Here is an 8359-nt window from a genome sequence, read left to right on the forward strand (position 1 = left end):
TGAAGAATCTGTTTCAGGGGTCTGAGGTCTTGAATTGAGCGGGGTTTTTTCCGGTCAAACTCTCTCCTATAGGGGGTTAGAGTGTTCTGTCGGTTTCGAGTGATCAGATTTTAATCCGAAGTTTGGAAAGCTAAACGTAAGAATGGATCAGCCTTTACGGTATGATTGGGGTCATTAGAAACCTAAATCATAAAAGGCTCGTGCCTGAGTTGGGCAATGCCATTGTTAGGAGGAACAAGGTGATTAAAGTCGCAATCAATGGTTTTGGACGGATCGGACGCAACTTTGTGCGTTGCTTATTGACTCGCGAGAATAGCAATCTGGATCTGGTCGCCATCAATGATACCTCAGACCCGAAGACAAATGCTCACTTGTTGAAGTATGATTCGATGCTGGGGACTCTCAAAGATGTTGATATTAAAGCCGATGAAAACTCGCTGACTATCAACGGTAAAACAGTTAAGTGTGTCTCTGATCGCAATCCCCTCAATCTACCCTGGGCTGATTGGGGTGTTGATTTGATTATCGAATCGACTGGTGTGTTTGTCACCGAAGAAGGTGCTTCTAAGCACTTACAAGCGGGGGCTAAGAAGGTGTTGATTACAGCCCCAGGTAAAGGCGGAAAGATTGGGACTTTCGTGATGGGGGTTAACGACAATGCCTACAAGCACGATGACTACAATGTTGTCAGTAACGCCAGTTGTACCACGAACTGTCTCGCTCCTTTTACCAAGGTGCTACACGAACACTTTGGTATTATCAAAGGGACGATGACAACGACCCACAGCTACACTGGAGATCAACGCATTTTAGATGCGAGTCACCGGGATTTACGGCGGGCGCGGGCAGCGGCGATCAACATCGTACCGACTTCTACGGGGGCTGCTAAAGCGGTGGCGTTGGTTATTCCTGAAATGAAGGGTAAACTCAACGGTATTGCAATGCGTGTACCGACTCCAAATGTTTCTGTTGTAGACTTGGTGGTTCAAGTCGAGAAGAAAACATTTACCGAAGAAGTCAATCGATCTTTACAAGAAGCTGCCGAAGGCCCTATGAAAGGTATTCTCGAATATAGCGATCTCCCTCTGGTTTCCAGTGATTATCGCGGACGAGATGCTTCCTCTATCGTCGATGCTAGTTTGACGATGGTTATGGGTGGTGACATGGTAAAGGTCATTGCTTGGTATGACAACGAGTGGGGCTATAGCCAACGGGTTGTAGACCTGGCTGAGTTAGTTGCAAAACATTGGCCGGCAGCCTAGAAAGAACGTGGGATGAGGAATTAGGAATTAGGGATGAGGAACTTGAAGACTCGATTTGAGTGAGCAAGGATAAATTTTACTTGTTCCTATTCCATTTTCCCGGTTCTTGGCTTGACGATTGAGTTTTTTAATTGAAAATTAATGTTCTCAACCCATAGAACATTCAAAAATGTTTAAATCCTTTGTTAAGAACAAGGGGGGTTTCCGTCTGAGGTTGCGTCTGATCAACTAAAAGAATTTGGGGGTTAGTGGTTGTTATTCCGACAACTGCTGCCCCCGTTCCCAATTTCTGCACGAACTGTTCAGCCAAGGGCATCGGAAGACACAACACCAACTGAAAGTCTTCGCCCCCATACAGCGCCCAGTTTAGGGCTTGAGAGGGAGAAACAAGCTGTTGTAAAGCTTCTGACAGCGGAATTTGATGGCGTTCTATTCTCGCCCCCACTTGACTCGCTTGACAGATTTGTACAACCGCATCGGCTAAACCATCACTACTATCCATTCCCGCAACTATGATTTCATCCGGGAGAATTTCTTGTAAAATAGCGATCGCATCGAGTCTGGGTAAGGGTCGTTGATGAGCTTCAATCAGGGATGAACGTTGCATCTGGCTTAAAGATTGTCCAAACTCTGGCTTCAGCAATACTTCTAACCCCGCCCGCGAATCTCCATGTACTCCGGTGACAACAATCGCATTTCCTGCTTGGGCTGTATTCCGCCGAATGGCAAACTGAGGATTAACCTGTCCAAAAGCGGTAATAGAAACACAACGCACCCGTGACTGACAGATATCTCCTCCGACTATCGGGGTATTAAAGGGTTCTAAACATTGAGAAATTCCCTGATAAAATTCCTCAACCCATTCCACAGAAGTCTCAGGAGTCAACCCCAAAGCCACCGTAATTCCCACCGGAAACGCCCCCATCGCCGCAATATCCGATAAATTCGCCGCAGTCGCCCGCCAACCCACATCACTTGCGGTTGTGGTGCGATCGCTAAAATGCACCTCATCAACTAACATATCTGTAGTAATGACCAAAGATTGATCTGATTTTGGGGTAAGTATCGCCGCATCATCCCCGACTACTTCTTGGGGACAAAAACGCTTGACAATTGCTAATAGACCTTGTTCGCCAATATCTTGAACCTTCATCGCTAAAGAAAGAACTTTTCTTGATAGGATATTGCTGGATTCCTCAAAATTCCGGGAATCGATTCAATTAGGATAACCCTTATGGTCACTAAAGATCTCGACAATATTAGCCTTTTGGCTTTTCAACAACCGATCAACTGTTGTAATATAACGGCGGTCGCATACGCATTAACCGCACTCGGACATTCCACCTCGGTTGATGATATTTTTTATGTCACTCGATTACCCATTGCGACTGTTCTAGATGATGGGATGACGTTGGCGGAAACTTACGATGCCTTTCTCACCTACGTTGACAATGCTCATTTACCCCTGTCTGTGAAACTAGAGCATTTCGACAAACGAAACATGACTTACGACAACTTTATTCAAGAAGTTGAAAAAGCCGTCTCGGATGACAAGGACATTCATATCTTAAATTTTAGTGTCAGCATTGCTCACGATAATTTCAATCTAGGGGGTGGTCATTTCTCCTTGGTAGCCGATTATGATCCTAATACACAGGAAATCACAATTGCCGATACCAACCCCAAAAAGTATACTCGCTTTTGGAAATGCCCCGCCGAACGAATGTATAAAGCTTGTGTTGATAAAGATTCTTCTTCTACCCGCTCTCGGGGGATGATTGTGGTTCGCAAAATTGACGAATCACACCAATAATCATACCCATAAAAATTGACAGAAAAAGTGAATCGATGTTCAGCAGAGTTAGCTTCTCACAAGAGTTGTCAATCTCTGCTGTTATTATATCTGTAATTTTTTGTAAAGTTGCAGGGGTCAACTGAAATGCTATCCTAATCAAATAGGGGTTAGAGACTGTTCTCTAGAACGTTTCTACCGCTTTGTACTGGATTCTCTACAAACAAATCTATGAGATTGCCTGATGGCCCCAGGCTACCTGCGTTACTCCAAACTTTAAAAATTATCGCCCAACCTACCCAATTTTTAGAACGGTGTGCGAACAAATTTGGAGACTGTTTTACGTTACGGGTACTGGGTTTTAACTCACCTCCAATTGTCTTTTTTAGCAATCCTAAAGCCATTGAAGCGATTTTTAACACCGATGCGGATAAATTTGAACTTGGAAAAATTACACACGTCTTTCAACCGTTAACGGGATCTCAATCCTTAATTATGCAAGATGGAAAACGTCATCAACGTCTGCGTCAATTATTGATGCCTCCTCTGCATGGTAAACAACTTCTCGCCTACGGTCAAACCATTTGTAATTTAACCCTAAAAGCAACTCAAAATTGGTTTCCAGGTAATTTTATTTCAATTCGAGATTATACCTCAGAAATTGCCCTAGAAGTCATTTTGCAAGTCGTTTTAGGACTGAAAGAAAATCGCCGTTATTTTCAACTCAAAAATCTAATTGAACCCTATTTAGAAAGCGTCAATCAACCCCTCAACTCAATTCAGTTTTTCTTACCGCCTTTACAACAAAATCTAGGCAACTGGAGTCCTTGGGGAAAATTCATCCAACAACGACAACAAATAGATGATTTAATTTACGCTGAAATAGCCGAACGTCGGACAAAACTACTCGGGGAAGATGTTCTTTCACTACTCATTTCGGCTAGAGATGAAGCTGGAAAAGGCTTAACTAATCAAGAACTCAGAGATCAACTCATTACGTTATTACTCTTAGGGCATGATACCACAGCATCGGCTTTAGCTTGGACATTTTATTGGATTCATCGTTATCCAAAAATTCTCGATCAATTAGTAGAAGAATTAAACAGTTTGGGAGAAAATCCCGATCCGATGGATATTGTCCAACTGCCTTATCTCAATGCTGTTTGTCAAGAAACATTACGCATTTATCCGATTGCCTTAATCTCTCAGCCGAGAGTTGTTAAAGAAAGTATCAAAATTGAGAATTATCAGTTTCAACCCGGTACAATATTAGTACCTTGCATTCATTTAGCACATCATCGGGATCAAGTTTATCCCAACTCCAAACAGTTTAACCCGAATCGCTTCCTAAAGCAGAAATTTTCACCTTATGAATATTTACCCTTTGGAGGCGGAAGTCGTAGCTGTATTGGAATGGCACTTTCCCTGTTTGAAATGAAGCTGATTTTAGCAACAATTTTGTTAAACTATCAGTTAGCTTTCAATCAAGCTCATGTTGTTAAGCCGGTGAGACGGGGAATTACTATCGTTCCTTCGGGTAATTTTAGACTCACAGTTTTAACGGGAATACAAACCCGGATTTCAACAAAAGCAGTCAACCGCTAAACTAAAATTAAGCAACTAAAACCTTGATTATGACAACAAAACTAATTACAGACACTCATCAAAATAAACTGTGGTTAGCCGCGATTAAACCCCCAATGTATAGCGTGGCAATTATGCCTATCTGGTTGGGGACAGCAATTGCTTGGTTTGAACAACAATCGATCAATTGGGGAATTTTTACCACGTTTGTTAGTGCGGCAATTTTAATCTTAGCCTGGGAAAATATTCATAATGATGTATTTGACTCGGAAACTGGAATTGATAAAAATAAAGCCCATTCTTTAGTGAATTTAACCCAAAAAAAGAACTTAGTTTTTGCTATTGGTTTACTGTGTTTAACGGTTGGAATTCTGGAAATATTATTGATTTGTTGGTGGCAAAAAGATTTTACAGTCATTGGTTTAATTTTGGGTTGTTGTTTCCTGGGATATGCTTATCAGGGGCCTCCTTTTCGTTTGGGTTATCAAGGTTTGGGCGAATTTCTCTGCTTTTTTGCCTTTGGGCCGTTGGCGGTTTCTGCGGCTTATTATAGTCAAACTCAGAGTTGGTCAAGTGTGAGTTTTGCGGCTTCTGTTATTCTCGGAATTTCGACGACTTTAATATTATTTTGTTCCCATTTTCATCAAGTAGAAGATGATTTAGCTGCGGGAAAATATTCCCCAATTGTGCGTTTAGGAACAAAAAGATCCGCCCAACTTTTGCCTATTTTTGGTGGTATAATATTTGCAATTACAGCCATCGGCGTTGTGTTAGGAACGTTTCCAATTTGGACGTTATTGAGTTTTGTGGGTTTACCTGCTGCGATTAAACTCTGTCGTCACGTTGGTTTAAATCACGATCAACCGGAGTTAATTAGTAATTGTAAATATATTGCGGTTTCCCTGCATTTTTGGAGTGGGTTGCTATTAGGATTAGGGTTTGTGATTCATTTCTAGGTTCATCGGTGTGATTTTCCCAATTCTTCTAATTTTTCAGAAACAATTTATTTAAAATAGAGTCAGACTCATAAACTGCCGAATTAACCTTATCAATAGGCAGTTTTATTTTAAATCTGGGAGAAAAGCACCATGAAAACTATCCTCAAATGTAGCTTGGCGTTGTTATTCTTTGCGAGTATATCTGCTTGTACTCCCCAATCTTCTGTGAGTAATAACTCTGGGGAAACCATCACCTCTCAAACCAGTCAAACTGAAACGAATTCTTCTAATGTCACACCTGTAACAGAAGTTGCGACTGTTCCCCAAGTTGAAGGGTTTACGATGGATGAGTTATTCGATAATGGTGGTGGAGGTTGTGGAATGAGTCTCTGGAAAGCTGGAAGTAACCCTCCTGAAACCACACTCTTTTTTAATGGAACTGAAGCGAATTCAACTCTGATGAAAATTAACGGTGAATGGGTTAAATTAAATCGAACCGAAGCAACGGGAGAAGATTTTTACGGACAAAAAAACTCACAAATGTTTATTAGTGAAGATGGAGAAATTGAGGTAAAAGTTGATGTGGAACTGGGGGAAAAAGGAGAAATAGAATCGGTTGCAATTCCCCAAGGAACCCTACAAATTGAACAAGCAGGGGAAACCGTAGAAATTCCCGTTGTTGGGGATGCGGGATGTTAGATTCTCCCAAGAATAAATTCTTTATAATCTGTCATTCTGAAAAAGCGTGAAGAATCTCTAAAAAACTTTAATTTTAATTTGGTTTTATCGTTCACTTAACCAGTTTTGTAGTATACTAATTAGATTAGGTTGATCAGGAAAACTTGCTAAAGGAGCTTCAATGTTTTGAGTCGTAATAAAAGCAATGTGTAAATCATTAGCTAGTTTTCGACAGAAAGAGATCAGATCTGTATTAGGTTCGCATTGGTAAAGAATTAAAGCGATGTGTTGAGTATTTAAGTGTTTTTTCAGTTTGGGAATTAATCGCTTGAGTTGAGCATGATTGTTCACTTCTGGTATATTTTCATCGTTAGGAAAAACGGTTTGATAGATTTGGTTACAAAGTTCTTGTGCGATCGCAGTATTATCTGTTTCATCTTCTAAAGGTTGAGAATTGATAACAATGGGAGAGGTTTTCTGAGTCGGTTGTAATTCTTTCAAAAGTTCACCCAGATCACCAATTTGTTCTTGAAAAACTTGAACAGTAGAGGTATTATTAGCAGGAAGGTTCTCAACCTTGCTAGACTGTCCCTCAGTTTCCTGTTAGAATGAAGTTCTTGAGCGACAAACGAGCGACAAGGTAACTAGCTGTAAGCTAGCGAAGGTTTGAAACGCCTGCTATTTATGCCGTTAGGCAGAATGCGGACGAAAGGACTTGAACCTTCACATCTTACGATACTAGAACCTAAATCTAGCGCGTCTACCAATTCCGCCACGTCCGCTGGTTGCTAGTATTTCATTATAGCACACCTGAGTGCAGAAGCTGCAATAAATTTGGGGGAAGATAGAAAGGGCTGAAGCCACAAGGTTTCAGGCGGAGAAATGGGATCACTTCTTATTCCGAACAAATAGATTAATGGACAATCTACTGATGAGAGGATTAAGTTGAGTTTTTGATCCGAATTGAAAACCTAGAGTTCATCTCTAAAATCTAGGGATTCAGATTTCCGCCAAACCCAGCTTATTTAGCTATCGACACAATATCTTAGTCTATAGATTAAAGCATCCAGATTCAGGGGTAAGCTTAACGGATTTTCGCTGCTATAGCGCTACGCTCCGGCAATCTTACAAAAGGCAAAAGCGCAAAGTGCGGTGAGTGCAGCGCGGTCTTGGGGTCACGCCTGCGTGGAGCGCGAAGTCCGTTGCGGGGGTTCCCCCCGTTGTAGGAACTTCGTAAGAGAGTGACTGCCGAACCCGGAGGGTCTTGGGGTCACGCCTGCGTGGAGCAACTTTGCAATCTTAGGCAAAAGTTCGATTATCAAAGGTTTTCAGCCTTTACAAATGTCCTAACCTTAGTGAGTAGCACTATATCTCTCTCAGAAAACTTAACCAAACATAAATCTCAAATCCCGGTGTCTCCGTCAATTGTTGCCAATGCGATGTATTTATACCAATCTGAGCTAGATTCCCAAAGCAATCAAGATAGATTTTACAAAAGTTTTACATAAATCTCTGGATAACTTTACATAAACACCTGTTATTAACTCCTGTCAACAATATAAATTAAATTGTATTGTTTCATCCGGTTAATTCAAGTTTTAAAATCAATCTCTGAAAAAAACTCAGATCAGTTATCATTGTCGCTTGGATAGCGTCCATCTCGCTAATTCTTCATAACTTTTTTCCCGGTTATGACCCGTATCCTCTCCTCATAGGAAACATATATATGCTGCAAGTTGTCAAATCTGGGTACAGAACTTCAAGCCGAATTTGTATTCTCGGTGGTGGCTTTGCTGGATTATATACAGCTTTGTACTTAGATCGTCTATCTTGGTCTAAAGGGAAAAAGCCGGAAATTGTTCTAATTGATCAAAAAGATCGCTTTCTATTTACTCCATTTCTCTATGAATTAATCACCGGAGAACTCCAAACCTGGGAAGTAGCTCCCTCCTTTCAAAAGTTATTGATGGATACAGATATTCAATTTCATCAAGGAACTGTAAAAGGGATTGATTTACAAGAACATCAAATTCTATTGCAAGATGGCGATCCTTTATTGTACGATTATTTAGTTCTAGCAGTTGGCAGACGAAGCTATTCTGATA

General features: G+C 41.1%; 8 protein-coding genes and 1 tRNA gene. 6 read left to right on the plus strand and 3 right to left on the minus strand.

The window, feature by feature from the left end; genetic code table 11:
- The first annotated feature begins 239 nt into the window (after positions 1–239).
- Positions 240–1262, plus strand: a complete 1023-nt coding sequence (locus tag M595_RS19495; RefSeq protein ID WP_040484381.1) for a type I glyceraldehyde-3-phosphate dehydrogenase — start codon at positions 240–242, stop codon at positions 1260–1262.
- A 163-nt stretch (positions 1263–1425) separates the two neighbouring features.
- Here M595_RS19495 and thiL read toward each other — a convergent pair whose 3' ends face one another.
- The gene (gene thiL, locus M595_RS19500) at positions 1426–2415 is read right to left on the minus strand and encodes a thiamine-phosphate kinase (protein WP_023068113.1); all 990 of its coding nucleotides are present in this window, start codon (positions 2413–2415) and stop codon (positions 1426–1428) included.
- 81 nt (positions 2416–2496) lie between these two features.
- On the opposite strand from thiL, the gene M595_RS19505 reads away from it, so the two are divergent.
- The 4 genes from M595_RS19505 (at position 2497) to M595_RS19520 (ending at position 6275) form a co-directional block, all read left to right on the plus strand.
- Entirely contained in the window at positions 2497–3075 is a 579-nt protein-coding gene (locus M595_RS19505) for a phytochelatin synthase family protein (protein WP_023068098.1), read from the plus strand.
- Positions 3076–3285: 210 nt separating this feature from the next.
- Complete coding sequence (locus tag M595_RS19510) at positions 3286–4659, plus strand: cytochrome P450 (protein WP_040484382.1); 1374 nt, start codon at positions 3286–3288, stop codon at positions 4657–4659.
- Positions 4660–4688: 29 nt separating this feature from the next.
- Positions 4689–5594, plus strand: a complete 906-nt coding sequence (gene menA, locus M595_RS19515; RefSeq protein ID WP_023068118.1) for a 2-carboxy-1,4-naphthoquinone phytyltransferase — start codon at positions 4689–4691, stop codon at positions 5592–5594.
- A gap of 132 nt (positions 5595–5726) precedes the next feature.
- Complete coding sequence (locus M595_RS19520) at positions 5727–6275, plus strand: hypothetical protein (RefSeq protein ID WP_023068133.1); 549 nt, start codon at positions 5727–5729, stop codon at positions 6273–6275.
- Between the two features lie 84 nt (positions 6276–6359).
- Here M595_RS19520 and M595_RS31600 read toward each other — a convergent pair whose 3' ends face one another.
- Together M595_RS31600 and M595_RS19530 are read right to left on the minus strand one after the other, a co-directional pair.
- The gene (locus M595_RS31600; RefSeq protein WP_023068100.1) at positions 6360–6755 is read right to left on the minus strand and encodes an NACHT C-terminal alpha/beta 1 domain-containing protein; all 396 of its coding nucleotides are present in this window, start codon (positions 6753–6755) and stop codon (positions 6360–6362) included.
- A 199-nt stretch (positions 6756–6954) separates the two neighbouring features.
- Positions 6955–7036: transfer RNA gene (locus tag M595_RS19530), tRNA-Leu, on the minus strand.
- 944 nt (positions 7037–7980) lie between these two features.
- Here M595_RS19530 and M595_RS19535 point away from each other — a divergent pair.
- Positions 7981–8359, plus strand: a 379-nt coding sequence (locus M595_RS19535; RefSeq protein WP_023068122.1) for an FAD-dependent oxidoreductase, incomplete at its 3' end; no start/stop codon positions are given.

Origin of the sequence: Lyngbya aestuarii BL J (genome assembly GCF_000478195.2) — a bacterium.
Lineage (GTDB): Bacteria > Cyanobacteriota > Cyanobacteriia > Cyanobacteriales > Microcoleaceae > Capilliphycus > Capilliphycus aestuarii.